The organism is Streptomyces sp. NPDC091280, from assembly GCF_044768565.1.
Lineage (GTDB): Bacteria > Actinomycetota > Actinomycetes > Streptomycetales > Streptomycetaceae > Streptomyces.
Genome location: NZ_JBIVUZ010000022.1, coordinates 33,928 through 58,155, shown reverse-complemented (window position 1 = coordinate 58,155; position 24,228 = coordinate 33,928). Strand labels below are relative to the sequence as shown.

23 protein-coding genes and 1 pseudogene are annotated in these 24,228 nt (G+C 67.5%); 13 read left to right on the top strand and 11 right to left on the bottom strand.

The genetic code is table 11. The features are described from left to right. Positions 1-7 precede the first annotated feature (7 nt). The 4 genes from ACIQPR_RS45125 to ACIQPR_RS45110 all read right to left on the bottom strand — a co-directional run bounded on the left by ACIQPR_RS45125 (position 8) and on the right by ACIQPR_RS45110 (position 6,292). A complete protein-coding gene (locus tag ACIQPR_RS45125; protein WP_403662201.1) occupies positions 8-1,849 on the bottom strand; it encodes a phage/plasmid primase, P4 family in 1,842 nt (613 codons plus the stop codon). Positions 1,850-3,180: 1,331 nt separating this feature from the next. Further along, positions 3,181-3,573 (bottom strand): hypothetical protein, encoded by a 393-nt coding sequence (locus tag ACIQPR_RS45120; RefSeq protein WP_403662198.1) that lies wholly within the window; start codon positions 3,571-3,573, stop codon positions 3,181-3,183. Positions 3,574-3,753: 180 nt separating this feature from the next. Then, positions 3,754-4,557 carry a lysostaphin resistance A-like protein gene (locus ACIQPR_RS45115; RefSeq protein ID WP_403662195.1) on the bottom strand — a complete coding sequence of 268 codons (804 nt, stop codon included), beginning with the start codon at positions 4,555-4,557 and terminating at the stop codon, positions 3,754-3,756. Between the two features lie 31 nt (positions 4,558-4,588). After that, the gene (locus tag ACIQPR_RS45110; protein WP_403662192.1) at positions 4,589-6,292 is read right to left on the bottom strand and encodes a DHH family phosphoesterase; all 1,704 of its coding nucleotides are present in this window, start codon (positions 6,290-6,292) and stop codon (positions 4,589-4,591) included. Between the two features lie 364 nt (positions 6,293-6,656). Here ACIQPR_RS45110 and ACIQPR_RS45105 point away from each other — a divergent pair, with 364 nt between their 5' ends. Beyond that, the gene (locus ACIQPR_RS45105) at positions 6,657-6,992 is read left to right on the top strand and encodes an Lsr2 family protein (protein WP_403662189.1); all 336 of its coding nucleotides are present in this window, start codon (positions 6,657-6,659) and stop codon (positions 6,990-6,992) included. A gap of 89 nt (positions 6,993-7,081) precedes the next feature. Here the strand turns inward: ACIQPR_RS45105 and ACIQPR_RS45100 are convergent, their stop codons facing one another. The 3 genes from ACIQPR_RS45100 to ACIQPR_RS45090 form a co-directional block, all read right to left on the bottom strand. Then, positions 7,082-7,627: an SLOG family protein gene (locus ACIQPR_RS45100; RefSeq protein ID WP_403662186.1), complete on the bottom strand. Its 546-nt coding sequence runs from the start codon at positions 7,625-7,627 to the stop codon at positions 7,082-7,084. Between the two features lie 142 nt (positions 7,628-7,769). Then, the gene (locus tag ACIQPR_RS45095) at positions 7,770-8,144 is read right to left on the bottom strand and encodes a hypothetical protein (RefSeq protein WP_403662183.1); all 375 of its coding nucleotides are present in this window, start codon (positions 8,142-8,144) and stop codon (positions 7,770-7,772) included. Positions 8,145-8,730: 586 nt separating this feature from the next. Beyond that, positions 8,731-9,195 carry a hypothetical protein gene (locus tag ACIQPR_RS45090; protein WP_403662181.1) on the bottom strand — a complete coding sequence of 155 codons (465 nt, stop codon included), beginning with the start codon at positions 9,193-9,195 and terminating at the stop codon, positions 8,731-8,733. A gap of 1,099 nt (positions 9,196-10,294) precedes the next feature. On the opposite strand from ACIQPR_RS45090, the gene ACIQPR_RS45085 reads away from it, so the two are divergent. The 10 genes and pseudogenes from ACIQPR_RS45085 to ACIQPR_RS45040 all read left to right on the top strand — a co-directional run. Further along, a complete protein-coding gene (locus tag ACIQPR_RS45085) occupies positions 10,295-10,639 on the top strand; it encodes a hypothetical protein (RefSeq protein WP_403662178.1) in 345 nt (114 codons plus the stop codon). 848 nt (positions 10,640-11,487) lie between these two features. Beyond that, on the top strand, positions 11,488-11,958 hold the full coding sequence (locus ACIQPR_RS45080; RefSeq protein WP_403662175.1) for a hypothetical protein: 471 nt from the start codon (positions 11,488-11,490) through the stop codon (positions 11,956-11,958). Positions 11,959-12,016: 58 nt separating this feature from the next. Further along, complete coding sequence (locus tag ACIQPR_RS45075) at positions 12,017-13,315, top strand: hypothetical protein (protein ID WP_403662172.1); 1,299 nt, start codon at positions 12,017-12,019, stop codon at positions 13,313-13,315. 382 nt (positions 13,316-13,697) lie between these two features. Beyond that, the gene (locus ACIQPR_RS45070) at positions 13,698-14,081 is read left to right on the top strand and encodes a hypothetical protein (RefSeq protein WP_403662170.1); all 384 of its coding nucleotides are present in this window, start codon (positions 13,698-13,700) and stop codon (positions 14,079-14,081) included. A 51-nt stretch (positions 14,082-14,132) separates the two neighbouring features. Next, the gene (locus ACIQPR_RS45065) at positions 14,133-14,879 is read left to right on the top strand and encodes a hypothetical protein (RefSeq protein ID WP_403662167.1); all 747 of its coding nucleotides are present in this window, start codon (positions 14,133-14,135) and stop codon (positions 14,877-14,879) included. Between the two features lie 265 nt (positions 14,880-15,144). Further along, on the top strand, positions 15,145-16,146 hold the full coding sequence (locus tag ACIQPR_RS45060; RefSeq protein ID WP_403662164.1) for a DUF6884 domain-containing protein: 1,002 nt from the start codon (positions 15,145-15,147) through the stop codon (positions 16,144-16,146). Between the two features lie 67 nt (positions 16,147-16,213). Continuing rightward, the gene (locus ACIQPR_RS45055; protein ID WP_403662161.1) at positions 16,214-17,428 is read left to right on the top strand and encodes a recombinase family protein; all 1,215 of its coding nucleotides are present in this window, start codon (positions 16,214-16,216) and stop codon (positions 17,426-17,428) included. Then, entirely contained in the window at positions 17,425-17,955 is a 531-nt protein-coding gene (locus ACIQPR_RS45050) for a hypothetical protein (protein WP_403662158.1), read from the top strand. The genes ACIQPR_RS45055 and ACIQPR_RS45050 overlap by 4 nt, the downstream gene beginning before the upstream one ends. Next, entirely contained in the window at positions 17,952-18,710 is a 759-nt protein-coding gene (locus ACIQPR_RS45045; RefSeq protein WP_403662155.1) for an N-6 DNA methylase, read from the top strand. The genes ACIQPR_RS45050 and ACIQPR_RS45045 overlap by 4 nt, the downstream gene beginning before the upstream one ends. Positions 18,711-19,035: 325 nt before the next feature. Further along, a pseudogene (locus tag ACIQPR_RS45040) lies at positions 19,036-19,329 on the top strand (recombinase family protein); the annotation flags it as partial. Between the two features lie 67 nt (positions 19,330-19,396). On the opposite strand, the gene ACIQPR_RS45035 reads toward ACIQPR_RS45040, so the two are convergent. From ACIQPR_RS45035 to ACIQPR_RS45025, 3 genes are all read right to left on the bottom strand, one after another. After that, the gene (locus ACIQPR_RS45035) at positions 19,397-19,813 is read right to left on the bottom strand and encodes a hypothetical protein (RefSeq protein ID WP_403662152.1); all 417 of its coding nucleotides are present in this window, start codon (positions 19,811-19,813) and stop codon (positions 19,397-19,399) included. Between the two features lie 72 nt (positions 19,814-19,885). Then, complete coding sequence (locus tag ACIQPR_RS45030; RefSeq protein WP_403662149.1) at positions 19,886-20,593, bottom strand: GNAT family N-acetyltransferase; 708 nt, start codon at positions 20,591-20,593, stop codon at positions 19,886-19,888. Positions 20,594-20,633: 40 nt separating this feature from the next. Then, on the bottom strand, positions 20,634-21,152 hold the full coding sequence (locus ACIQPR_RS45025; RefSeq protein WP_403662146.1) for a recombinase family protein: 519 nt from the start codon (positions 21,150-21,152) through the stop codon (positions 20,634-20,636). A gap of 62 nt (positions 21,153-21,214) precedes the next feature. Between ACIQPR_RS45025 and ACIQPR_RS45020 the strand changes: the two genes are divergently transcribed. Both ACIQPR_RS45020 and ACIQPR_RS45015 read left to right on the top strand, forming a co-directional pair. After that, the gene (locus tag ACIQPR_RS45020; protein ID WP_403662143.1) at positions 21,215-21,772 is read left to right on the top strand and encodes a hypothetical protein; all 558 of its coding nucleotides are present in this window, start codon (positions 21,215-21,217) and stop codon (positions 21,770-21,772) included. After that, complete coding sequence (locus ACIQPR_RS45015) at positions 21,769-23,061, top strand: ATP-grasp domain-containing protein (RefSeq protein WP_403662140.1); 1,293 nt, start codon at positions 21,769-21,771, stop codon at positions 23,059-23,061. Before ACIQPR_RS45020 ends, ACIQPR_RS45015 begins: the two co-directional genes overlap by 4 nt. Here ACIQPR_RS45015 and ACIQPR_RS45010 read toward each other — a convergent pair. Beyond that, on the bottom strand, positions 23,022-24,008 hold the full coding sequence (locus ACIQPR_RS45010) for a phosphotransferase family protein (RefSeq protein ID WP_403662137.1): 987 nt from the start codon (positions 24,006-24,008) through the stop codon (positions 23,022-23,024). The genes ACIQPR_RS45015 and ACIQPR_RS45010 overlap by 40 nt on opposite strands. Positions 24,009-24,228: the final 220 nt, after the last annotated feature.

Genomic DNA, 24,228 nt, shown 5'->3' with positions numbered 1-24,228 from the left:
GGATGCATCAGTCCTGTTCGTCAGTGGTGTCGCCGGGCGGGGCTGATGCGCCCGTCTGCCGCAGCAGTCCGCGGTAGTTGGCCTGCAGCGTCGGCTGGGATTTCTTCTTCGGGTCGCTGCCGGTGTAGCTCGTGTGCATCCACTTCTTCAGCTCGTACTCGGCGATGAGCACCTCGGGGGTGTGCATCATCTGGCCGGGCCGGATCTTGCGGTTCTTGTCCGGGCAGTGCCACAGGGCATCCGGCCGGACGATCGCCACGAGGTCAGTGATGAACTGCTTGTTGCTCACCGGCGAGCCCGACGGCGAGACGTCGGCGAACCATGCCTTGTACAGGTCGTAGAGAAACGTGAACGGTGCCAGGTCCCAGACCAGCCGTCCGCGGAACTCTTCCCAGAAGGCGCGCACGGGGTCGTTGGCCTCCTTGTACTCGGCCAGGACTTCCTTGGTGGCCACCGGCTCCGAGAGCTGGTAGTAGTCACCCGGAGACGACGCGCCGGCACGGTTGACCGCGTACCAGAAGACGTACTCCAGGACCTCGCGGCGCTGGAGGTAGTCGTCCTTGATGTACTTCTTCTCGGCTCCGGTGAAGCTCTTGGTGAAGGGCACGAAAAGCTGCCGGCGGTAGAACGACTCGGACTTGTCCTTCACACGCGGGAACTCGTTCAGGCACTGGACCATGAAGCCGAAGAACTGGTAGGCGATCGGCATCCGGTACTTGCGGTTGATCTGGATGACGTCGTTGGTCACGATCGCCTTCAGATTGGCCGCCTTGTCGATGAACGTCCCGACATCGTTCTCGTCGACGATGATCGCGTTGGCGCGTACCAGCGGTTCGAGCGCGAAGTCCTTGCCGAAGTCCGAGAGCGGGATCGAGGTGTGCGCGCCGCTGCCGACGAGGTTGCGCATGAGCGCGCAGAGCGTGCCCTTGCCGTTGTTGCCCTGCTCGGAGTAGAACCAGGCGGTCTTGCCCCAGCGCACGTGCGGCCTGATGATCGCGCCGATGATCTCCCAGATCAGGTCGGCGAGACCCTCGTCACCGGGCTGGTCGAAGAGCTCTTCGATCCAGGCGACGACTTCCCAGTCTCCGTCAGCGGGGTGTGTGATGACCTGCTGCGGGGCGTCGTCCACGTAGTCGACGTCGTTCTTGGTCAGCAGCACGATGGCGGGGTCGAAGGGGTGGACCTGCTTGGGCTCGAAGTGGAAGTCCTTGCCGAAGATCGTGCCGTCCAGCGGCTCGCTGCCGTAGAAGACGATGCCGTTGCGCGCGGCGATGAAGTCACGGTTCGTGCTCTGGTGCCGGCGCGGGCTGTCCTCGCGCAAAACGGCCAGGACCTCGGCGAACTCCTTGAGGGTCAGCTGGGTGTTGTACATGCGCGCCGTGGTGCGGATGTCGTCCTCGCTGGTGGTGTACGTCCCACGCGCGCGGCCCTCGGCCTGGTACATCGCCAGCAGGTCGTACTCGCGGTCGGTGTCCTTGGCGTTGGGCGCGATCCGGATGACGTGGTGCAGACGCAGGAGAATCTGCGCGACCTGCCAGTACGTCAAATATCTCGGCAGGGGGTACTTCTCGGCGGCCACGGCCGCCTTGAAATTCTCGGCCCTGATGACGCCGCCCACGATTGCCAGCAGCTCCTTCTCCAGCACGCGAGACGTCGGAGGATCGGTCGGGTCGATCTGGTCGAGGTAGGCGGCAGTGACGAGGGTGACGATCTCGTTCTGCGGAGCCATGTCGTTGCGCTTCGAGAAGTACCCCATGACGCTGGCCAGGACGTCGGCGACGGGGTTGGTGCGCGGTCCGGCGTTGGAACAGGCGGTAGGTACAGGTATGAGGGCATCAGGAGGCGTCATGTTGCTGCTTTCTCGATCATGATCGAGTTCCTGCCGGCGATGAGTGGGAAGCCGATTGGACTCGTAATCGAATGGAACGCGATCTCGACCCTACGTCATTCAAATGTCCTTTCGCAACGATCGAAAAACCATCAGACAAGAGATCAGACTGATACACTGAATGACAGTCGGCGGAAGACCGAAAGGGTCACCAATAGGGACCGGAGAGGGTGCACGCGACCGCCACAGCCATGCCACACGCGTCGCAGCCCTGGGCGGCACGCGAAAGCCAGCGACTCCGTCGGACACACGCCCCGCGGAGTCACTGGCTTCTCGTGTTCGACCACGCACCCGCGGGCGGCGTGAGCCGCCCGGCCTGCGGTCAAGGTTCGGAGGAGTTCTTCCGACCGGCCGAGCCGGCTGCCACCAGAGCATCAACTGGACGCTCCCCCAGGAGGACCCCGATAGACACATACCCTCTAGGGGCATCCGAGCGTGTACCACGTGACGTGGTACACCCGTTTCCCCAGGTCGGAGCAGGAATTTCGGGAGTCCAAGAGCAGGCTGTACCACGTGCCATTTCCTACGTGGTACAGGTGTTTCCCCAGGTCAGGAAGGGTTTACATACCCCCTGTACCACCTGTACCAGGAAATAGAGACCAGATACACGCGCAGGGGGATGAGAGAGCAGACTGGCGAGCCGGGGCTGGAGGCCGCCTGGATCGCTCCCGACCGCACCCCCTATGCAAACGGTCAAAAAAACGTGGTACTCGTGGTCCATCGACGGGAGACGCTGGCTGACCAGACAAAACGCCGTACCACGTCGGCGCTCCCACGTGGTACACCCGATGCGGGAAAGAGCCTCGCGGTACAGGCGTTTACCCAGGTCGGACGGGTTTTCAGGGGTGTACCACGTCTCGTGGTACAGCTGGCAACTCGATGCACGCCCTGGCGACCAAGCCGAGGCGGACTTCCGCGCCGAGCCGCGATGCGGCTCCCAGGCGGCACGACCGAGCCTCGGCGGGACCAGAAGCCGCATGGAACATCCTCGGCGTCCCGGGGCTCGCGGAAGGCTCCAGACGCGCCCCCCGGGCGTGAGTCAGATCCTTGTCCGAGCCGTTCACTCATGAGGCTCTACTCGATACGAGAGGGCATTTGACTGACGTTCACTTCTCATTGCGAGTGATACCCGACAGCTGCTATCGTTGACGCCAGGTGATCGATGTTGCACTGGAACGTGAAAACAGAGAGGCCGGAGAGCATCCCCGTGGGAAGGGAGCTTTTCGGCCTCTTTGCATGTGCTGATGAGTGCGAGGCGTGGATGGCGCGAATCACCCAGGAGTGACCATGCTTCAGCCTGGCTGGTATCCCGCATGAGCAGACTCGGGACTGCGACTACGGGATCGCCCGTCTGCGTCGACGGCATAGAGGATCTCGTAGGAAATCGTGGTGTTGAGGTTGAGCCGGTTCCTGCTCTGGCTCTTCTTCATCGTGATCTTGCGGAAGCCGTAGACGACCTCGGCGCGATCAAAGAACCGGCGCAGCCTCAGCTTCACGCGCTCACGAGCCTGTTCGGCCGTGACACCCATGTCGGAGACGACGAAGACGTGCATGTGACCGCGATCGAAGGTCGGCTTCTCACCCGTGTCGAGGTCCAGACGGATCTTCGCACGGCTGATGTCGAGCGTGTCGGGTCGGACGAGCGTTCCTCGCGAGTCGTACGTGCAGGTACTGACGACAGCCATGATGAGATCCTCTCCTCTCCTGACGAGTATGACTGAACAATTACTTTCAGCCACACCCCTGGTGACCGGATCACCCCGGTCACCACGAGCATGCCCTCCGCGCCAGGACCGGCGCCTGAAAGGCCGTCACATCCCGCACGGAGGGCACCATCGTTTTTCAGAAGAGGCTGAGCACCTCGCTCACTGCCTCGCGGATCCGCCTCCCAGGCCCTGGACGGCGCCTGGCGCAGTCCCGCCGGCGACCCGCCGGTAGAGCCCCGAGGCACAACCAGCGAAGGCCAGGCACAGGAACACCGTGGGAACGGGGTTCGCCAGAGCGCCGAGAGCCTGTGCCGGGACAAGGGCGGCAGCGAGGTTGAAGCCCAGGTGCAGGAGCACGCAGGGCCACAGCACGCGCGTGCGTTCGTAGACCAGGGCCAGGAGCACCGCCAGTGGCAGGGTCGAGGCGAACTGCACGGCGTTGCCGTGCAGCAGGCCGAACACCACGGCGGTGACCAGCATCGAGGCAAGGACATCGACCCGCTTGCGCAGTAACGGGTAGATCAGCCCTCGGATCAGGGCCTCCTCCCCCGCGGGAGCCACAACCAGGGTGAGCAGGAGGGTCACCATGGCCCCGGCCGCGTGCCTCGCCTGGTTCGACCCGTCGAAGCCGGCGGACCCGGCCGTGACGTAGATCCACAAGGCCAGCGACTGGCCGGTGAGGAAGGCCAGGACCGCGCAGCCGAGGACGGTCCACGCGGAGCGTGGGATCTTCGGCCCCGGTCGCGGGGCCGGCGCATGCGCGAGCCACCGGGGCTGCTGGATCCTCACCGAGCCGACCAGGACGACAACGAGTATGTCCAGGAGGGTGGTCGCAGCGATCGGCTCTCCGATGAGGCGGACTGCGACGGTGCCGAGGCCGAGGTAGACCGCGATGGTGGCGGAGGGTACAAGGACGCACCACCCGATGCGGAGCAGACGTGAAGTTATCGGTGAAGTCGTCAAGGTCTCCTCCTCTGTGGGTGACGTATGAGGCTCAAGCAGCCGTGGTGATCTGTTCGTTGATGACGGCCTGGACGCGGGTGTCACCGCGGAAGGTGTTCAGCTGCAGCGTCGCTGTGAAGCGCAGCGTGCCGAGCTCGGTGCGGCTGGCACGCTGCACGAAGCCCTGGAGCATGTCGAACTTCTCCTCGGCGACGTTCCACCACAGGCAGGACAGGCCGGACCGGGTGACCAGCCGCAGGTGCTGTGATTCGGATCCGATCCGGTCCACGCGCAGGCCCAGGGGCTCGACCGCGATCTCGACGACCGGAGCGGAGAAGCCGTGCCCGAAGGGCTTGAGTCCTTCGGTCCGGCGCACCAGCTCGAACAACGGCTGCATGTCCTCGAGGCCGGCGTCGCAGTCGGCGTCCGGGCCGAGCACGAGATCACCGTTCGGGCCATCAGTGCTGCCGGCGAGCAGGGCGACCTGGGTGGCCTCCTGCAGCACGGCGACGAGGTCGCCCAGTTTCTCGGCTTTCGCGACGCGGACGCCGCAGGCCTGCTGATGCCCGATGGCGCTGAGACCGTCGTACGGCTCCAGGCTGGTGATGATGTCGAACCACCCCGGCGCGCGACCGGAGCCGCTGACGAAATCGTCGGAGCCGGCGGGTCGGTTGACGACGACGACCGGATGGCCGTTGAGCTCCATCATCCGGTTGGCCAGCAGCCCGTACATGCCCGGGTAGGCGTCCGAGAAGTACACCCACGGGGCCAACGGCTGGTCCCCGGCGGCAAGTTCTTGCATGTGCTCGATGACCAGATGCTTGCGCAGCTCGTTGTTCTCGATCACCTGGTGGGCGGCCTTGAGCTTGACGTCAGCACCGGCGGCCGTGAACGCCGCGAAGCACGGCTCAAGCGAGGCCCCCGTGCGGCGCGGGCTGTTCATTGCCGGGGCGAGGTAGAAGCCGAAGAAACTCTCGTCGAGGTCATCGACATCTCGGATCTTGCCGACCTGCGCGAAGGCCTTGAGCACGATCGCGAAGCCCTCGAAGGCCCGGAGGAAGACCGGGTGGTGCGGCTCGGTGCGCAGCAGCTGCATCAGGATCGACTGATCGACGTCGATGGCATCGGGATCAGCGTCGAACCCACCCCAGGGATTGGGAATCGTCTTCGGCGCGGCGACGCGCAGCAGGCGGGCGATCGAGATCGCGTCGCGCACCAGCTGGCGGTTCTCGTACAGCACGGGCATGACGTCGGAGACGGTGCCGACGCCGGCGAACAGGCGCAGCAGGTGGATCTCCCAGAGCTTCTCGGGCCGGTGCACGCGGGCGTAGGCCTCAATCACCTGGTAGAGCACGTGCGCACCACAGATCCCGGTGTGGGCGTAGGTCTCGTCGATCCGGCACGGGTCGACGGTGACGTCCGCGGTCGAGCCCGGCGCGAGCTCCTCGTGGTGATCGGTCACCAGCGTCATCCAGCCCAGGGCACGTGCGGCGGCGATACCACGGCGGGAGTTCACTCCCCCGTCGCAGGTGAGCAGGACCCGCGTGTCGGGCCACTTCGCGTGGATCTCGGCGATGTCCTCGGGGGCGAGCTCGTGCCCGCGGCGGTAGTCGGGCAGGTGCAGCTCGACGTCGAAGCCGAGCTCGGACAGGCCGGCGTAGCCGAGGACCCCGGAGGAGATGCCGTCCATGTCGAAGTCGGGGGCAATGGCGATCCTCTTGCCCGCTGCTCGGGCGTCCGCAAGGGCCTCGACCATCTCGGCCAGGTCCAGGAGCTCGTCGTGCTCGGTGGACTCGATCTCCTTCAGGTACCGATCCGACCACCCCCGGCGCTGGCACAGCAGCTCGAAGAGGTCGGTGTCCTCGTCGGTGAGCGAACGGTCGTCGACGATATGGAGCGTGGACATGGTGGATGCCTCTCGATCGGGCAGGGTCGTTGGTCGGTGGGGAACGGGGTACGAGACCCCCTTGCCCTATTGCTGTGATTTTAGCAGCACCAATCACGACTACTGCCTATTCAGCAGCACCCCCGAGTCTCATTCAGGCATCCAATGGCACACTTATCTCGAATGACTGCGACAGACTTTCCAAGGCCCTTACATATCGGCTACTCTCGCCGGTATGGCCATTCGAAGCATTATTGAGTCAGATCTCAGCGGTAAGCCGGATGCGGCTACCGTGACCTTCGGCCTGGGTGACACCTGGTACGAGGTGGATCTCACAGCTGAGGAGCAGAAAGGCCTTGAGGCTGCGCTGAAGTCGTACCTGGAGGTCAGTCGGAAAGCCGGGGCTCCGGCGCCCAAGAAACGAGTCGTACCCAAGACGACTGCCGAGGAGCGCGACAAGATCCGCGAGTGGGCCAAGAAGGAGGGCCACGACTTCGCAGAGCGCGGGCGCATCCCGAAGGCGGTCATGAAGGCCTACGACGAGGCGCACGGCATCGATCGGAGCAAGTAGCGCTGTGCCCTGGCGTTCGCCCTCCCGGCCGACTCCTCCCATCCGTCCCTGAAGGGCCCTGCAGTGTGCTGCAGGGCCCTTCGCGCGTCTCAGGACGGCGGCAACAGCGACGGATGGATCACCTTGGTCGTCTTGATCCCCGCGGCTCGCGCGCGAGACCTGCAGTGGATGGTGCCGTGCGAGAAGTGCCCCGGCGTATGTGGCATGAGCTGCTCCCGGTCTCGTTGCGAGCATCCGGGCTTCCTGCAGAGGTCGAGGAAGGCCGTGCACAGCACCTGCGCCCCTGCCTCGCGGAAGACCTGGGCGGTGTCGACCATCTCCTGGTTGCGCTGGAAGCCGGCCCGCTTCCCATGAGCCGACCAGGTGGCGGGGAAGGTTCGGATCTCGAAGCCGGCGGCCCGCCACAGGCGCTCGGCCATGGCGTCGGCACCCTCGGGGCAGTGCCCCGAGATGAGTACCGGCCGGGTGACGTTCTCCGTTCCCCAGTCGCGCCAGGCGTCGTTGAACGCCGAGCGCATGCTCTGCTCGTCGTTCCAGCTTCGGGAACCGGTGACGAGGACCACGTGCGAGAACGATTCGGGATTCATTTCAGCAATCATTTGAGTCTCCTCACCTTGGGACTCGGCGGTCTCCACAGCTGGAGTCGAGAGCTGTGGTGATGACGTCTGGTAGGTGTGGCGGGCTGTATGTTGCCGACTCATACCGGCAGGCGAATACCGGGCTCGATGGTGGGTCGTCATGGCCACACCACGGAGTGCCGGTCTCGCTGTCGGCCGGCTACTCACCGACCGGTCCGGCGAGGTTCCGACACAGTACGGCGGCGCGCTCCGGGTCGAGCTCCAGCCAGTATGGGCGCCGATTCTCGTCGGACAGAAGCACCGTGAGAGTGTCGTCGTCGCCCCACATGACGTCGTCCAGACCCCAACGGAGATGGGTCGGATCGTCGGCGGCAGCGAGATCCTCGGAGGCTGGCTCGGTCGCCGGGATGAGGCCGGCGGCGATGGCAGCCCCGAGCCAACTGGTGGCTTCCTTGACGATGAACTCGCGGGTGCTCGGCAGGAGTTCATCCCAGGATTCGGCGACGGTGGGCCCGTAGTCGTTGCAGTAGCGGGACTGGGCGAGCTGAACGGAACGGGCGTCAGGGCTAGGCATCAGGCGCTCCAAAGCGTGGGCTGGTGGTCGTACAACCGGAGTTCGGCCGCTCAGGCTCGACTTCGACCGCCGAGGTGAACGGTGCGGGCCGGGGCCGTTGGTGCTGGGGTTCCCGGTCGTGGTCGCAGTTGTTTTCCACTCGTGCAGGTGTGCTCTCGATGTTCGACCCGGCTCCCGTGCCAGCTCTGCTGGCTGACCTCGGAGGTTCTCGCTGGCGTGATCTGCTCCGCCCATCGTTCACGGCTCGCCGTAGTACGGGGCGTCGCGACGCGCAGCGCCCGGCGATCCACTAGCAACCCTTCGCTGCTGTCCGCGTGCGCCGGGGGTGGACTCTTGGCGGCGTCGTCCCCACCACTCTGGACAGGGACGAGTATCAGTAGCCTGCGGCGCGCTGGCTGAAAAGTCAGACACGACGCCGAAGCCGGAGCCCTGCCGGGCGCACTACGTCGCACGTCACTGACCGGCCCGGAACGCCGCCGGACACCACCCGGCCAGCAACGCTGAGAGCGGGCCGACTCCAACAGGCTCTCCCCCCGTGCCCACTCCTCAACACGACCGGCACAGGGCGACCGACAGGGGAAACTCCTCACCGCCGGTCATCGTCGTTTTTCGGCATGCGCGGGTCCTGACTGGTGACGTGCCAAACCCGGTCGTCGCAGGGGCAGCGATAGGCGCTGCGTTCAGACTGGACGCCGTTCCGTTTGATGACCCTCTTGATCGTGATGTCGGTGAGGGTGTCCATCGCACGATCCCGGGTGGGGTATTTCACCTTCTCGCAGGTGCACGGGGATCCGACTGGCGGCCGTTTGGCCTTGGGCGGGATCTCCAGGCGTGTGACGAACGCTTCCACCGCAGGCAAGGGGATCTTCCGCCACCATGCCCAACCCGGCGTCAGCATGTAGGCGCGTGCGCCCTTGTTGCGACCAGGGGAAATGGTGATCATGATAGCCGCGCCGTTCGTGTGGAATGCCTCGATGCGGGCTCGGTCCTCAGTGTGGGTGGAGCTCATTGCCCAGCCCGCGCAATCGATCATCGCGCGGTACTTGATCAAGCGCTCATTCAGCGGAGTCACAGGCTCATGAGCTGGAGACTCCCCCACGGTAGCTGTGTGCTGTGCACACTCCGCGTCCCGGAGTTCGGCCAGCACGGCGGCACGGACTGCTGTCTCTTCCGGGTTGAGGACGCCGTCCCGGGCTATCGCTCTCCAAGAGCCGGGCTGTTTCGGCTTCGCCGGCAAAGCCATGTTCGTCTCCAAGACCCCAGACAAGAACGGCCAGGATACCGCTCTGTTGATACAGCCGCCGCAGGTCCGCCACTAGCCTCGCCCCCAACGCGGAACGGCACTCTCCCCCGTCGGCGGAGAACTGAAGCAGTGTCGGTGGTGGGCATTCCACTTCCCAAGCGCAGCGCTGGGCATAGCCGGAGGGAGCGTCAGCGACCGACGGACCGGCGAGCGAAGGGAACGGTGGAACCCGTCGGCTATGCCGACTAACACGTCCTCGGAGCGCAGCGGAGAGGCCGAGCGAAGCGAGGGTCTGCAGGACACGTGTTATCAGGTTCCCTTATGCCCTTTGACTTCCTTGCTGTCGTCCTAGCTGTTCCACGGCTGGAGCGTTAGCGGAAGCCTGGAACATCAGGGGAAACGGTCCGTACCCTCTTGACCCGTACCCCCTCTCCCCTTCCGCGCAGCGGGGGTACGGGTCAGGCTGTTTCCCCTGGTCATCACGCCTTTTGGGTGTACTGCCGTTTTGTCGTCCGTGATACGGCCGTACCCCTACGTTGATTCGCCTCGTGAGGCTCGAGCGAGGCGGGGGTACGGGTCTGCTCCCGACTGGGCGCAGCCCCGGTTCTTGGCTCTGCTGCCGTGGGTGTCACAGCCTTCGCCGCGCAGCGGATCCGTCCTCTCGCGACGCCGTCGCTTCGGCTGCGGGTCGCTCTGCTCCACTGCTCGCCTCAGCCGGCCTTGCACCATCACGCTGCGCCAGCTGCGGCAACCCCCCGAAACCTCACAGGCCACTGTGAGGCAGGTCACCATCGCACTTCCAAGATTTATTGCCGTTTTCGGTGTCTGCCGGGCCTGAAGAGTGACACTGCCACTCGATTTGGAGTCGGAGGACCCCATGCCCATGCCTTGCTCAGCAGAAGTGGCGTTGGCTGACGACGAGGTGCATGCCCTGAACGCATTGCCCGGCGCGGACTTCGAGGTCGATGCCGAGCCGCTCGGTTGCGACTTCGGTGTGCACGGACCCGATGTGCAGCACACAGCGTGCGCGCAGATGCAGTACACCGAGCCTGGAGGGCTCGTGCTGTGGTGGCTGCTCTGGGACGACGAGGGCCGACGGGAGCTGCGGATCGCGCCGGGGTGCCAGAAGATCGTTGCCTCTGACGCGTGTTTGCTCATCGAGGGCCACCCCGGCACCTGCGACCAGTCGATCGGCTTCACTCGGGAGGAGTTGGCAGCAGAGTTGCGGCGCCCGGACGCGGACACAGGGTGATAAGTCGCCGGCATCAAGGAGCAGCTCCGAGCCGACAGACACGCCCCAAGTCCACCCATCGTGCGAGCCGATGACGCCCCTGCACCGACCGTCGCAACAGCACTGCTCCAGTGGCACGTCGCCGGCGGTACCGGTCTCGCTCCGCCGGCTGTCCGCAGCTGGTCCGCGCGCCCGCCGGCGGGCTGAGCCAAGGGGGCGCAGTCAAGCTTCCCGGCCCCACGTGACAGCCGTGAAACGACGTCTCACCCGTGTCTCATAGGTAACTCATCGGGACACTCCCGAGACACGACAGGGACGTCGATAAGACGCCGAATGGTTGCAGAGGGCTCCTCAAGGCCCCGCGCGTGCCTCCCTGGTGTCTCGACCGCGCTCCGACCGTGCTGCCCCTACGTCACCCCCGGTGCTCTTTGAGGACTCGCCTATGCAGGATGCCTGGTGGCACATCCCCAGAGACACAGACGGGACGCCAACGGGACGCCGCAGGTAGCCCAATGAGGCCTTCTTGGATCGCTGCCGGTACGGCGGGCGTCTCAGAGGCGTCCGGCGTGAACACCCATGCGGCCGCCCGCGGGGTGAACCAGCACACGGCTTCGGCGGCCTGCGCGCGGCCGCCCCAGGCGGAGACACCGAGGTGTCCCGCAAGTGTCCCCGTCGGTACTCGATAGGGACTCACATGGCACCTTACTGACGTATCGAATGGTACTTGCATAGGACTCGATAGGGACACTAGAGTGAACTCGCATCCGAGAGGAAACGCGAAGGGCGGTGAGTCCATGTGACAGAGCGAGAGACATCCGGCGAACGGTCGGGTGAAGTGCAGGGGCGAGTGGCGGAGCGAGGTGAGCGCCATGGCGAGCCAGTCCGGTGAACCTCGCAAGGTCCGCTGGACCGTGCCCGCTGCCGACACCTCGGTGATCGAGTGGCTCAATAAGCAGGCGGACATCTCGCAGTCGCTGCGACTGCTCATTCGAGAGTCCATTCAGCGCGACGGATACGTCGACGTCTTCTACAAGCCCGTCGAGCAGCTGCCGCGTCGCGGCCGGCCGCCGCTGGAGAGCACTGAGCAGCACGAGGACGACGAGGCCACAACCGATCGCCGCCCGGTCGCCAGGCCGGTTCAACCGCAGCCGCAGCTCATGGTCACCGACCAGGCCGACGCCGTCGTCGAGAGGACAACACCAGCGCCGGTGGCCCGGCCCGAGCCGGTTTCCGTACCGGTTGAGACGGGCGCGGAGCCTGCGGCAAGCGCCCCCAGCGCGCCGCCGGAGCCGCCGAAGCAGGCATCCATCGACGAAATCATGGCGAGTACTCGGCGCTGAGTGACGCGGTGAATTTCATTTTCCAGGCAGACAGCACAGACACCGAGGGACCGAATTCATGAGCGCCAGCAGCAACGACACCATCACTCTTACCGGTGGCATCGACGTCGGCAACGGCTACGTCAAGGGGGTCATCCAGAACACGAGGCAGGGGGCTTTCGACGAGATCGATCTGCCCAGCGCGGTCGTCTCGACGTCCCGCACCTCGCCGAAGGTGCCGCTCCCCGACGCGGATGCCGCCTCCGTACTGGCCGGCGACTTCTACAACCAGATCGACTGCTCGCTCACCACTCCCCTGGTGGCGGCATCGGACCGCCGGATCTTCGGACGCGCAGCGCTGTCTGTGCGTGGCTCGAAATTCACCGAGTTCGAGGTGCTGGGCAAGCACTCCAAGGCCGATCAGGAGCTGAGCAAGGTCCTGGTCCTGGGAGTCTTCGCCGCGAAGGCCCTGCGCGACTACGTCCGCGAGAACGGTGCGCTGCCCGATCACGAGCTGCGCGTGCAGGTGCGCGCCGGCCTGGCTTTGCCGATCTCTGAGTTCGTCGCGCGTCGCCACGCCTACGCCGCCGAGTTCATCGGTCTGCTGGGCAGCGCGGATCCGACGGTGCACCTGGTGACGATCAAGAACTTCAGCACTCCCGTCTCAGTGCGTCTTCAGTTCGTCGACGTCCAGGTGATGGCCGAGGGTGCCTCCGCACAGTTCGCCATCACCGACAAGGGCGAGCCGCTCGCACAGGCCCTGCTCGATGATCTGCGCGCCCGCGACACGTCCATCGTGGAAGGTGTCTCTGCCTCCGATCTGGTGGCGGTGCAGCACACGATCGGCGTCGACGTCGGCGAAGGCACCGTGAACTTCCCGGTCTTCACTGACGGGCGGTTCAACCCTGAGGCCGCTGCCACACTCGACGAGGGCTACGGCACCGCGCTGATGAACGCCATGGAGCGCATGAGCGAGTCGGACGCCACGCTCCAGTTCTCTTCGCGCAAGCAGCTGGCGGACTTCCTCCACGCGGAGCCGTCGGTGCTGGTGAGGAACCGTCACCAGCGTGCCGCCGGCTTCGTCGAGGACGAGGCCAGCTACCTGGTCGACGAGATCGTCTCCTCCTTCGGCGACGTCCTCTCCCAGGCCGGCGCGACGACCGAGGTCGTGTATGTCTACGGCGGCGGCTCGGGCCCGATCAAGCACTTGCTGCACCCGGCGCTGCTGAAGGCTGCCGGCGACGTGCCCGTGCTCTACCTCGACTCCAGCTACTCGCGGCACCTGAACCGCGAGGGCCTGTACATCGCGGCACGCCACGTCGAGCAGCAGGCCCTCTCCGCGAAGTCCGCGGGCAAGCGCAGTAACGAGATGGCCTGATGTGTGAGGCACTGGATGTGGCCTCGAAGGCCGAGGCCGGGGAGACCGGCGACTTCGTCCTCGGCGCCCGGGGCGTTCATACGCCCCGGGCGCCGAGGGAGGGCGAGGGCGCCCAGCTCGCTCGGGCGCTCAAGGAGGTCGGGCAGCGGCCCTGCACCACTGTGGCTGCCACAAGTGCGCACGAACCATCGGCCCGCATCGCACGCAGCTCCGGCTCGCTGGGCCCGCTCTGCAAGGGACGTCCCGATTCGTCCACCACTCCGGGAAACGCGGCTTCGACCGCGACGCTGCCGAGACCGTGACCGTCGCTCACGTTGAGCGCATCGCCTGACTGCAGGACGGGAGAACTCAGCATGGAAATCAGAAGCTCACACCTGCGGCCGTGGAAACCCTCCAGCACCGTGAATCCACCGGCAAGGCCGTCATCTCCGTCACGGTCGAGGCGACCAGGGACGACTCGGGTTGGATCAGTTACGAGGACACCGCCCTCGTCACCCACCACGACGGCGAGACCCAGACCCTCAACATCCGCGACACCGCGCTGTCCGTCGCCCTGGAGCGGCACGCGGACGACGGAACCGAGCTCGGATCCGTGCCGACCGTGGTCATCCCGATCCCGCTCCCCGAGATCACCCCGAACAACCAGGTCCGCTGTGAAGAGCACTCCGGCATGCATATCGAGACCGTCGCGTGCCGATGGCCACACAACTGCACCGCCGACGGGGAGGAGCCGCAGATCGGCCACCCCTACCGCGTTACCGACTGAGCTCCGGGGCCATAGCCAGCGAACCCCTTCGGACTAGGAGGATGGAACAGCGTGAGTACGCAGACCGGCCTTGAGGAGTTGGGCACGGACGAGCTCCACACCTTGATGGCCGAGACCGTCCAGCAGCTGCCTATCGGACACCCGGTGCGCCTGCTCTGGGAACGTATGGACGGGATCCTCACCGCCGGCGGACCCGAATGCCTTCCCGCACCGTGGGACGGCCCCGACGAAGTAGATCATGAGCAGTGTGACGCCCGGATCTCTCGACTCAACGGCGAAGTCGACCGCCTCCGCGCTGCTGTCACCAACCCTGTAGGTGCGGCCATTCGGAGCGTGCACCAGCGCGGGCACGACATTGCTGTACCGCTGGAGCTGCTGGAGTTCTTCACCGGCGGCGCCGAGACCGCCGCCCTGGCGGAACCCGAGGCTCTCCCGAGGGACAACTTCGAGGTCGTCAACAACGCCCTCAGTAGCACCACTTCGGTGGCCGAGGGCCTCCGGTGCACGAAATGCACCTCCATCACCACTCAGGCGGGACACGACGGGAAGGGCTGGACGCTCGCCCGTCTCGACCTCCTGGCTGACCGCCACCGGTGCCTTCCTCGGGCCGAGGACACCGACGACTCCTCCGACTCCGTGATGGACGAAATCCAGGACTGCACCTGCGTCGAGTTCTGCAACGAGGACCCGAAGACCGCGTGCAGCCTCTCGGGCCGCCCCCATGTCCACCCCGCCAGCCATAGAAGCTCCGGGTTCGGGCCCTGCCCCGTCCACCCCGATGCACCCGGTGATCTCTGATCTTCAGTGCTCAATCCGTAGCAATCTCTCAGAACATGGGGAGTCGCGTACGGGTTCGAGCAGCTGTCCAACCGGGATTCTGCGAACGGCGCGCTTCAGTACGCGCACCAGCCAAGGTCCGCCAAGACGAGACCGGCCACGCAGCAGTCGAACGGCGCCCCATCGCATCCGAGGAAGACGGCGCACGCTGGCACGCTTCTCCAACTCTGCGGCATGAGACCACTTCACCCTCACCGTTTATCCAGAGAAACAAAGGAACCACCAAATGAGCCACGGCCTCAGCCCAACCGGCGCGAAGATCCTCGACACCAACGATGACGGCCTCGTCGCCGGGCACCCCGCAGCACTCGCCAAGCTGATGTCCGACGGCCTGATCATCCCGCACACCGCCGACGGCGGCACCCACTGGATGACCGAGGACGGAAGAACGGCCCTCGACGCCTGGCGGAAGGAGAACCCCAACCGCGGTGCGCCGGCGGACGTGCCCGGCATCTTGCCGAAGTTGCCCGGTCGGCAGCACGAGGCGGTGCTCGCCGCCGCACGGCGCCCGGACCAGAACGTCCCCGGCCGGGACGATCCGGCCTGCCGCGCCGGCCAGACGTGGTTCCGCGGCTCCACCCTGCGGAAGATCGCCGCGAGCGGATACGCCGTCGTCCGGCCCGAGCCGTACGGCGCGAGCCAGGCGACGTGGGAGGAGACGAGCCGCCCGCTCTATCTCACGGAGGCAGGGCGGCTCTACGCCCGGCAGCGCGGACAGATCGACGTCCACCGGCGGCGCGTCGTGGTCATCGCCTGCGGAGAGAAGAAGTTGCCGGACCCGAGCGTCAACGGGTACGGCAACCCGCTTCCGGGCCACCCTGCTGGGGAGCTCTACATCGGCGACTACCACCGGTGCCTGCGCGCCGCTGCGGACGCCCTGACCGACCCCGTGCTGATCTTCGTCGCCTCCGCGCTCCACGGCCTCGTCCCGCTCGACCGGCCCTTGCACCCCTACGACGTCACCCTCAAGGACGAGCGGGCCGTCACGCCGGAGACGATCCGCCAGCAAGCGGCGAGCCTCGGCTTGGACGACGCAGACGTCATCTGCCTCGGCGGTCAGGACTACGCCGCGCTGCTTCTACCGTCTGTCCCGCACCTGCACGCGCCGTTGGTCGGCGGCATGGGCGACCAGCGCGGCCAGTGCGCGCGGGCCCGCGATGAAGCCGACGTGCGCGAGGCCTGGTGGAAGAAGGCCGCCACCCTCCACGACGAGCACGCCGCACGGTGAACGCTCTCGAGAGGCCGTCCGGGCCCCAGCAGAGCACCACTGTCCGCTCCCAGTCTGTAGGAACGCCATGACCAATCCGTTCGCCCCGCCCGTCGACCTCAGTCACCTGCCGAACTACCGGCAGACCGACGCACGTCCTCGCCCCGCGGTGTTCCTAGGCCGTGTCTCCACCAAGGACAACCAGAACCCGGCCTCGTCCATCCCGCGGCAGGTGGTCCTCGCCTCCGAACGCCTAGAGGAGGGCGAGGAGTTCGTCGCATACTTCTGGGACGTCGAGTCCGGGATGCTGCCCCCGGACCTTCGGGGCCGCGGGCCGCAGGAGATGTACGACGCTCTCGCCGTACCGACCCCCCGGGACGGCGGGCTCCAGGACCTCGTGGACCGTGCCGAGCAGCTGGGTGTCACCCACGTCCTGGCCGAGCGCTCCGACCGCATGGCACGCGCCATGCTGACCAGCCTCACCGTGGAGCACGAGCTGGAGCGCCTCGGTGCACAGGTGGTGTACGCCAACGAGCCGGTCGGCGGCACCAAGTCCGGCCAGCTACGAAGCCGCCGCTACGGCCAGGTCGAGGCAGAGGTCTACCGCACCGTCCTGAACGAGATGTCGATGGGCGGGCAGATCCAGCACGCCATCAACGGCTGGAACCACGGCTATGCGCCGTACCCGTACATCGCGGTGATCGACGAGAACGCCCCAGTACGGGAGAAGGGACGCTTCGGCGCGGATCGGCCGAAGAAGAAGCTCGCTCCGCACTCCGACTCACGCCGGTTCGACGCCGCCCCGGAGCTGTGCCGCCTCCGGCGCGAGGAGCACCTGAAGGGCCCGGACATCGTCGCGATCCTCAAGGCGGAGCCCGACCGGTACCCGATCGAGGGTGAGTGGACCTACAACAGGGTCGAGGGCCTGGTCTCGAACCCGAAGCTGACGGGTTACCAGGTGTACAGCCGGCGGGCGAACCGCACCGGCCGCGCCGGCTTCTCGCGGCGCAACCCCATTTCCCAGTGGGTGTGGTCGCCGAAGGTCGTGCACAAGCCGGTGGTGAGCATGGAGGAGTGGATGCAGGCCCAAGAGGTCACCGCGGGACTGCGTGCGGGCGTCGACGGCAGCCCGCTGCTGCGGATCCGGGCCGCGGCCTCCCGGCGCGGGCTCACGGTCACCGCGGACAGGAGTAACGCCACGCACACGCTGTACCAGATCGGGAACCGACAGATCGTCCTGCCCTCCCCAGTGCCGGACACGCTCGTCCAGCAGGTCATCGAGGACTTGGGGAGCGCGACGTGAGCGAAACCATCCAGGGCGAGGCCCACCGGCGCGGCCGGACGTGGATGACGCACCTTGCCAAGCACGGGGTGTACGCGCACGGACGGACGCTGAGGGCGACCGAGGCGAACGCCGCGCAGGCGCTCGAACTCGTCGGCGTAAGTACCAAGGTCACGCTCATCCCAGTGACACCGGAGCTGGAGACGCTCCGGGCCGCGGACGACGCACGTGAACAGGCTCTGCGCGCCGCGGTGCACGCCCTGGCTCTGCGGCGCACCACGCGGCGTGACATCGCCCCTGGCAACACGGGCAACGGCCTGGCAGGTGAAACAGATCCTCGCCGAGCAGACGAAGAAGGACGACTCACAGCCTCCTGCGGAATCAGCCCAGAACACCGAGGGCACCGTATGACCCACGTACGCCCGTACGGGTTCCTGCGGCCTGCCGCTCAAGGTTCCTGGAACCTGCACGCCTTTCCCTCCGATCCGCAGGTCCACCGTGGCGTCCGGACCTCCGATGCTCCGACTGTTGCGGTGCCGAGCACATGAGCGGCTACCGGGAGATCGTGAAGCTGCTGGCGGCGAACACCGGTACGAAGCGGATGAGCGAAGTCTTCGACAACTTCGTCGAGATGGCGGCGCTGGCTCTTCGTAACGCCGTGGACGTCCGCGGGAGCCGGTCCTGGCAGGCACGCGAGGTTCAGTACCTCCAGATCGCCGGCGGCTACGGCAGAACAGAGCTGTACCGCTTCGCGGAGGCCCTGGCGCTGGTGACCACAGAGATGGAGCGCGAGCCATGCGACGTACTCGGCCGCCTCTACATGGCGCTGGAACTCGGCAACGAGCGGCTCGGCCAGTACTTTACGCCCTACGACATCGCTCAGCTGATGGCCGAGATGCAGATCGACTCGGTGGTCGAGCAGGTGCAGAGGGACGGCTTCGCCGAAGTGTATGAACCCACTTGCGGGGCGGGCGCGTTCATGGTCGCCCTGGCGCAGGCGATGATCGGGCACAGCCTGAACCCACAGACGCAGCTGCACGTGACGGCGGAGGACCTAGCACCGCAGGCCATGCATATGATCTACGTCCATCTGGCGCTGCTGCACATCCCCGCAGTGGTGCGCCGTCGCGACATCCTCACGCTGGAGACGTTCGACGCGTGGCCCACTCCCGCTCATGTCCTGGGCGGCTGGAGCCGGAGGCTCAGGCTGGCCCGAGCGGTCAATGGATCACGGCGGCTGATCATCGTGTCACCTCAGGAGACCACCGAAGAACCCGCCGCTGCTCTGGAGGTACAGCGATGACGATCACGCAGGAACGAACCGATCCCTCTGACATCGAGAGCGACGACACTCCGGCTCGGCGCAGGTCGGCTTTCTCCGCCCGGCAGAAAGCACCACGACCTGCCCGGCCTCACCCCGTACCCGAGACGGAGCCTCGCATCATGAGCCGCACCACGCCCAAGCCCGGCTGCTCACTGGGCAACAGCACCGTCGAGGAGACTCGCCACAAGGCCGCCAGCTCGGACCATGGTGACGCTCTCGCCCCCCGCCGAGCAGCAGCGGCTGGCCGAATTGTGCCCGGCCTGCCAACGCAGGGCAGTACACGCGCTCTGGCAAAGAGGTCTCAGGCACCACAGCGGGCACTGACCGCCCCGGGCTGCGCGAGCTGGTCGCAGAACTGCCGGCCGGCGACGAAGTCGTCGTCTGGCGGTACGACAGGCTCGCACGGACCCCTGAGCCGTTGCGGGCTGCTGTCGGGCTGGTCAACGCGACGGGTGCGACGCTGCGCAGTCTCACGGAGCCCTCTGCCGAGGAGCTGTTTCCGATGATGTTCACGATGGCAGCCGACGGGTACGAGCACGGGCGTCCTGCTACCCGACGGGGCAAGTCCCCGTCGGGTAGCAGGACGCTTCAGGGATAGACACACTCCCGCGGCGTAGGAGCCCCGCTGCTCAGGCTGAACGACTCCTGCCCTGAGTAACTGCGGCTCACTGGGCGTGAGCCCAGCCGATGGTCGGCATCGTGCCGGACGCCCAGTGGACGGTCACGTCAATGGTGAGACCGGCCGTGTGCGGGTCGAGAACGGGCTGCCCCGGAGACAGCTGATGCATCTCCAGTGCCTCGTGAACCGCGGACTCGGCCACGGCGGTACCGGCGCACAGCAGCATCGACGCTTCCGGACCGTACCCCGCGGCGTGGAAGTCGAGGGTGCGGAAGGTCCGCAGCGGGAACACGACCACGCCCTGGTCGTTGGTGACGGGGTTGAGGCTCGGATCGAATCTGCGGGGTGCTGTCGGTTTCTCACGGTCGTGGCAGCCGACGTAGAGGTGGGCCTGCTGCTCGGCAAAGGCGAGCTGGTCGATGCTGAAAGGGGTGCCGTTAACGAGCGGCGAACCAGGTGACAAGTAACCCGCCGGTAGGTTTTGGAGGGGCAGCCCGGCTCTCGCGGGCCGGGCTTTGAGGTTTCCTGCGGCGGGTCAGCGCCAGCGGGTGAACATGCACTGGTCGTGGCCGGCGCCGAGCCTGAAGGGCAGGGCGATGGGGTCGAGGGAGAAGGGTTCTCCGGGGGCGTGGACGGTCCAGCCGCAGCGTGAGTAGAAGGTGGCGAGGTCGCGGTCGGCTTCGTAGGAGCCGTACACCACGTAGTAGCCGAGTTGCCGGTAGACCTGCCAGGTCCGCTTGAGGAGGGCGGCGGCGATGCCTTGGCCGCGGGCGTGTTCGGTGACGGCAAGGCCGTGGATCTTGGCGACGAACAGGCTCAGGGCCATGGCCCTGTCGAGGCCGTAGCCGTTCTTCATGGCCATGTCGATGAGGGTTCCGGGGGCGGTCGCGGAGAGCGCGGCGATGGTGCGGTCCGTCTCGTCGGTGGCCACGAGGGGGAGGCAGACGGTGGTGAGGGCCTCGGTCATGGGCTGGCTGGTGAAGGAGATCGAGGCCGCGTGGCGGTATGCCTTGGGTCCGGCGAGGCCCGCGAGGAGTGTGGAGGCCACTGCGCCGTCCTCAATGGCGGTCCGCAGCTGGGGCAGGAACTCGACTCCGTCGCCGGAGGTGGCGAGCAGGGTGTCGGCGGCATCGGCGTCCTGCGGCCGGGCGAGGCGGATGAGGGTGCCAGCCGGGCCCTGCCAGCCTTTGCGGACGCGGTCGGCGGACACCAGCGGCGTCTTCTTCGCGGTGCGTTTGGCCATGGATGGGTCCCCCCTGGGTGGTCTTGATGCTCTGTCCAGGTCACCGTACGGTTTCGGGCTCGGTCCGGGGACCGGGGACCTCCCCGCCCCGGAGGGCGGCGAAGTCGGCGCGCGCCTGCTCGACGGCTTCGGGGTACGCCTCGCGCTTGGTGTGCTCGGCGAGTGCCCGGTAGACGCTGGCGACGGACGGGCTCAGCCCTTTGCGTTTGCCGGTGGGGATGATCAGGTCGGGCTGGATCTGCTCGACGGACTCGCCGTTCGCTCTCCGCCGGAGCACGGTGCGCAGCATGTCGTCGGTGATGACGGGCGGCCGGCCTCCGTGCTTGCCTTTGCGGGCCGCGGTGTCGAGGCCCTCCAGCGTCGACTCCCGGATGTTCTCCCGCTCGGTCTCCGCCATCGCCGCGAAGAACGCGAACAGCAGCGGCGCCGCGCCGGTGGGGTCGTAGATGCCGGGCAGGGGCCCGGCGAGCATCTCCAGGACCAGGCCGTGGGCGGTGAGGTGGTCGGCGAGCGCGGTGAGTTCGGCGGCGTCGCGGCCGAGCCGCTTCATCTCGTACACGGTGAAGATGACCCGGCAGTGCGGGGCGTGCGCCTTGATCTCCCGCGCCGTACGCAGGGCAGGTGAGCCCGTACGACGTCGGCGTGGAGATGATGCTGGACGGCGCGCAGGTGCTGCGGCTGGGCCGCGACCTGGTCGTCAACGTCGCGCAGGAGAACCACACCCAGGGCGCGGAGTGGCTGGAGCGGCACCTCGGCCACCAGTACCGCGTCCACCGGGTGTGGCGGATGGCGGACAACCACATCGACTCGATGGTCCTCGCCCTGAAGCCTGGGGTCTTCCTGGCCCGGCACGACGGCATCCGGGACCTGATGCCCGAGCCGCTGCGCTCGTGGAAGTTCGTCGTGCCGCCGGAGCCCGATGCGGGCGCGTTCCCGGTGTACGACGACTACGAGGATCTGGTCCTCACCAGTCCGTACATCGACCTCAACGTGCTCTCGGTCGACGAGAACACGGTGCTGGTCAACGAGGAGTGCACCGGCCTGGCCAAGCTGCTGGAGGCCGAGGGCTTCGACGTGGTGCCCGTACGCCACCGGCACCGGCGTCTGTTCGGGGGCGGCTTCCACTGCTTCACCCTGGACACCCATCGCACCGGCGGCTTCGAGGACTACCTGGCGTGAGCCTCCCGGGCGTGCTGCTGCTGGCCGCGGCCGGCCCCGAGGCGGGCGCCCTCGTCAGGGCGGCCGCCGCCCGGGGGCACCTGGTCCACGCCGCGACCACCGCCGCGGCGTACGAGGGCTACGGGCCGGAGTTGAAGGGCCTGCTGGCCGGGCGGGTCGTCACCGACTTCGCCCAGTCCGGCCGGGCTGTCGACGAGATCGCCGCGTACGCCCGTCACCGCGGTGTCGGCGCGGTGCTGACCGTCAACGAGTACCTGACCGAGCTCGCCGCGCACCTCTGCGCCGAGCTGGGGGTGCCCGGCAACGACCCGGGCCGGGCACACGCGGCCCGGGACAAGGCGGCCATGGCCGAGGCGTTCGCCGCGTCCGGGGTGCGCACGCCGTACACGGTCCTCGTCCGGGACCCGGCCGGGCTGCGGGCCGCGCTGGCGGACCTGCGGGTGGGCTTCCCGTGCGTCATCAAGCCGGTGTCAGGGGCGGGCTCCGCCGGCGTCACGGTGGTGAGCGGCCCGGCCGGTGCCGCCGCGGCCGCCGACGGCGCCCGCGCGGTAGCCGGCATGTACGCAAGCGGCGGCGAGGCGGGCGTCCTGGTCCAGGCGTACGCCGCCGGGACGGAGTACAGCGTCGAGTCCCTCACGCAGGACGGCACCACGACGCACCTCGCCGTCACCCGCAAGCAGGTGACCGACGGCGCGAAGAGGGTCGAGACCGGGCACAGCCTCCCCGTCGACCTGCCCCCGTCCATCGAGGCGGCCGTGTACCGGGAAGTGGGCGCGGCGATCGGCGCGGTGGGTATCCGGCAAGGGGCCTCGCACACCGAGGTCATCGTCGGCGGGGACGGGCGGTGCACGGTCATCGAGATCGGCGCCCGCCTCGCCGCCGGACAGATCGGGGTCCTGATCCAGCACGCCCTGGGCATCGACGTCTGGGCGGCCCTGCTCGACGTCGCCCTCGGCCGCCCGGCCCAGCTCGCACCCACCGCCTGCGGATACGCGACCGTGCGGTTCGTGACCAGCCCGTGCGCCGGACGGCTGACGTCGCTCTCCGGGCTCCCGACGGTGGGCCCCGGTGTGCCGTTCGTCCGCTGGCGGGCGGCGCTCGGCGGCCTCGTCCACGAGCCGGACACCAACGGCCACCAGCTGGGGTCGTTCGTGGTCACCGGCCCGGACGCCGCCGGGGTCGAGGAGCGGGCCGACGCGCTCCTGCGGCAGATCCGCATCCACGTCGAGCCGCACCCGAACGGGCCCGCTCAGGTCAGGCCGGCAAGTACCTCGGCCATCGCGCCGTAGCTCTCGCGGACCGCGTCCGTCTTGGCCAGCCGGTGGCGCTCAAGGCGGATCGCGCCCAGGTGCCGGGCCTCGTAGACCCGCGCCCGCCACACCGCGGCGGGCGAGCGGTCCAGGGCGCCGTAGGGCTTCCAGAACGCTTCGCGCTCGTCCGCCTTGGCCGTCGCCATGCGGATGGTCCAGTCCGCGGCGGGGTCCCCGAACCATGTGCGGTCGAAGTCCAGGACGCCGGTGATCACCGGCTCGGGGGCCGCCGGGTCCATCAGGGCGTTGACGGTCCACAGGTCCCCGGTCAGCAGCCTCGGTTCGGTGATCTCGTCGAACATGGCGCGGTCGTGCGCGGCCACCGCCTCGACCTTACGCACGTCGGCCGCGTCCAGGCCGACGCCGTCCAGATCGGCGGCGATCTCCTCCAGCGACGCGATCACCGCCTCGCCCCACGTGGCGTACCCCGGGCCGCCCACGGGCCCGAAGTGCGGGCCGCGCACGTCGTGCACGGAGCGGGTGATGGCGCCCATCCGCCGGAAGAACACCGGCCACGCGGCACGCGGATACGTTCCCAGGTGCTCCGGGGCCGGGATGCCATCCAGGTGGGTCTGGATCATCCAGTCCCGGCCGATCACCTCGTGCGACCAGTCGGCGGCCAGCACCTGCGGCATCAGCGGCGCGATCACCGCCAGCCACGGCACGCTGCTGTACTCGTTGCGCATCAGGTGGCGCTCACTGCGGAACTGGCGGGCCTCCGGCGGCGCGACCCGCAGGATCACCGGCCGGGCATGGTCGGCCAGGGTGACGCGGTAGACGTTGTTGTACATCCCCGTGCCCAGCTCGACAGCGGACACGGGCATGGCGGCGTCCCCGAAGGCCCGTCGGCAGACCTTCCCGATCTCCTCCGCGGTCAGTGACTGCTGGAACGCCTCCGAGGCGCGCTCAACCGGCTGGAAGTCCATGCCGCTCAGGATGCCCCGCCCGGAGGCTGTTCGTCACATACACCGCGCACGACGCTACGGCGCAAACGCATCCGTCCTGGTGACACGGCCCTTAGAAACCGCCCTCCCGGCCCTGGGCGGGCCAATCGCCCCTCTACCAGGCCCGCCCGCCGCACTGGGGCACTTCGCCGATACCCGCGCCCGCCGTACAGCGGCGCCTCTACCGTCCAGCCCGACAGGT

What these genes read in the sequence shown, in the direction of transcription:
- ACIQPR_RS45030 (WP_403662149.1), bottom strand. Translation starts at nt 20,593, where the DNA reads ATGGCCAAACGCACCGCGAAGAAGACGCCGCTGGTGTCCGCCGACCGC.
- ACIQPR_RS45010 (WP_403662137.1), bottom strand. Translation starts at nt 24,008, where the DNA reads ATGGACTTCCAGCCGGTTGAGCGCGCCTCGGAGGCGTTCCAGCAGTCA.
- ACIQPR_RS45105 (WP_403662189.1), top strand. Translation starts at nt 6,657, where the DNA reads ATGGCCATTCGAAGCATTATTGAGTCAGATCTCAGCGGTAAGCCGGAT.
- ACIQPR_RS45120 (WP_403662198.1), bottom strand. Translation starts at nt 3,573, where the DNA reads ATGGCTGTCGTCAGTACCTGCACGTACGACTCGCGAGGAACGCTCGTC.
- ACIQPR_RS45125 (WP_403662201.1), bottom strand. Translation starts at nt 1,849, where the DNA reads ATGACGCCTCCTGATGCCCTCATACCTGTACCTACCGCCTGTTCCAAC.
- ACIQPR_RS45055 (WP_403662161.1), top strand. Translation starts at nt 16,214, where the DNA reads ATGACCAATCCGTTCGCCCCGCCCGTCGACCTCAGTCACCTGCCGAAC.
- ACIQPR_RS45075 (WP_403662172.1), top strand. Translation starts at nt 12,017, where the DNA reads ATGAGCGCCAGCAGCAACGACACCATCACTCTTACCGGTGGCATCGAC.
- ACIQPR_RS45080 (WP_403662175.1), top strand. Translation starts at nt 11,488, where the DNA reads ATGGCGAGCCAGTCCGGTGAACCTCGCAAGGTCCGCTGGACCGTGCCC.
- ACIQPR_RS45110 (WP_403662192.1), bottom strand. Translation starts at nt 6,292, where the DNA reads ATGGTCGAGGCCCTTGCGGACGCCCGAGCAGCGGGCAAGAGGATCGCC.
- ACIQPR_RS45095 (WP_403662183.1), bottom strand. Translation starts at nt 8,144, where the DNA reads ATGCCTAGCCCTGACGCCCGTTCCGTTCAGCTCGCCCAGTCCCGCTAC.
- ACIQPR_RS45045 (WP_403662155.1), top strand. Translation starts at nt 17,952, where the DNA reads ATGAGCGGCTACCGGGAGATCGTGAAGCTGCTGGCGGCGAACACCGGT.
- ACIQPR_RS45060 (WP_403662164.1), top strand. Translation starts at nt 15,145, where the DNA reads ATGAGCCACGGCCTCAGCCCAACCGGCGCGAAGATCCTCGACACCAAC.